This window comes from uncultured Cardiobacterium sp. (genome assembly GCF_938028185.1).
Lineage (GTDB): Bacteria > Pseudomonadota > Gammaproteobacteria > Cardiobacteriales > Cardiobacteriaceae > Cardiobacterium.
Map to the genome: position 1 here is coordinate 1 of NZ_CALJAH010000372.1, position 1,817 is coordinate 1,817.

Below are 1,817 nucleotides of genomic sequence, written 5' to 3' on the forward strand. Positions count from 1 at the left end.
GCGACATTATCGGTGCAAGGCAGAAGGCGTAATCCCGGATAGCGCGGATAGAAAACGGTACGGATACCAATCTTCAATAATTCAATGGAAACAAAAGCGCGCATAAAGAAGGCCGCCTGCGTACTCAACACGCCGCCTTCGCCGACGACAAACAGCGCGACCACGTTGCCGAACACCAGCGACAGCAGCAATACCAGGCCGTCAAACAGCGCCACGCCGACCACGCCAATCAGTCGCCGCACCAGCGGCGCCAGGCGTCCCTCGCGTAGCGCCCGCTCCTGCAAGCGCCGCTTGACCGGGCGGCTCGCCAACTGTAACCCTCGCAAAAACAATAGGGTAGCGCCGATAATCAGCGCCAAATTAAGCGTCGCCTGCGCGAATGTCTCGAAATTGACGGTGCGCAGCATCACGTCGCGCCCGGAAAACGCGCCGACCAGCGCATCCCAACTGTCGCTGATGCGCGTGCCGACCTCGCGCAGCACCTGCACGCCCGCCTCGGCCACCTTTTTCGGCCACGCCGCCGCCGAAACCACCGCCGCGCGCGCGTTTTCCGCCACCGATTTCAGCGCCTCCGCCTCGGCCTGTTTCTCGTCCTTGGGCGCATCACCCTTGTCCGGCGCGGCTTCCTCCGCTTTTGCCGCATCATCGCCGGCAGGCGTGTCGTCCGCCGCTGCGGCGGGCGCCTCTGCCTTGTCCTTGCCGTCCGCCGCCGGGGTTTCCGCCTTTGCGGCGGCTTTCTCCGGCGCGTTCAACTGCCGCAGTTGCGCAATCAGCGCCTTGCGCTGCGCCGGATTTTCCAGCACATCCGCCAGCGCGGCGAGCGCCGCGTTGTCATCCGCCTTCGCCGCCTCATTTCCCGCCGCGAAAGCCGTCACCCCAAACAATACCAGTAAAAAAAGGCAGAAACGCCGCATGGTCTTCTCCTGTCAAAAGCCGTTTACATACACAATAGCGGGAAACGTGTATGTATAAATCTATGCCTGCGCCAGCGCGCACAGGCGCAGCGGGAATAGCCGCCCGTCGCGCCCCTCGCCGACACCGAAAAACTGCGCGCCGTCGTACAGCGCCACCTCGCCGCGTGGGGCGTCGTAGGCGATGTCGTTGCCGTTGCGGATAAATCGCAGCTTCTCCGGCGGCACCACCACGCGCGGCAAATGGGCGACGCAGCAATCGAGCGGCAACAGCACCGCCTGCAACGCTGCGACGTCGCCCGCTTCCTGCCAGCCGCGCAGCGTCGCCAGCGGCGTCATCGCGCGCAGTCCGGCGACTTCCACCCGTCGCAACGCGCGTGTATGCCCGGCGCTGCCGAGCGCCGCCGCCATGTCGCGCAGCAGGCTGCGGATGTACGTCCCCTTGCCGCAACGCACGAAAAAGCGCGCGCCGTCGTCGTCCACACCGAGCAAACGCAATTCGTGAATGACCACCTCGCGCGCCTCCAGCTGCGGCAATTCCCCGCGCCGTGCCAGCGCGTAGGCGCGTTCGCCGCCGACTTTCAACGCGGAAAAGGCGGGCGGCACCTGCCGCTGCACCCCGCTGAACCGCGCGCACAGCGCCACCCAGTCCACCGCATCCAGCAGCGGCGGCGCGGCTTCGCGAATAACCGTGCCGGTGCCGTCGCCGGTGTCTGTCTCCGCGCCGAAAGCGAGCGTCGCCTCGTAGGCCTTGTCGCCATCGAGAAAATAGCGGCCAAACTTGCTCGCCTCGCCAAACAGCACCGGCAACAGCCCGGTGGCGAACGGGTCGAGCGTGCCGCCATGCCCCGCCTTCTCCGCCTGATAGAGCCAGCGCGCCTGCTGCAATGCCTGATTGCTGCTGAT

Annotated in this window: 1 protein-coding gene and 1 pseudogene; both read right to left on the minus strand. The window is 65.8% G+C overall.

Annotated elements, in window-relative coordinates:
* Nucleotides 1-914 (minus strand): annotated as a pseudogene (locus Q0349_RS10940) (hypothetical protein); the annotation flags it as partial.
* A 60-nt stretch (nucleotides 915-974) separates the two neighbouring features.
* The coding region (gene truB / locus Q0349_RS10945; RefSeq protein WP_298080982.1) for a tRNA pseudouridine(55) synthase TruB at nucleotides 975-1,817 on the minus strand (843 nt) is incomplete at its 5' end.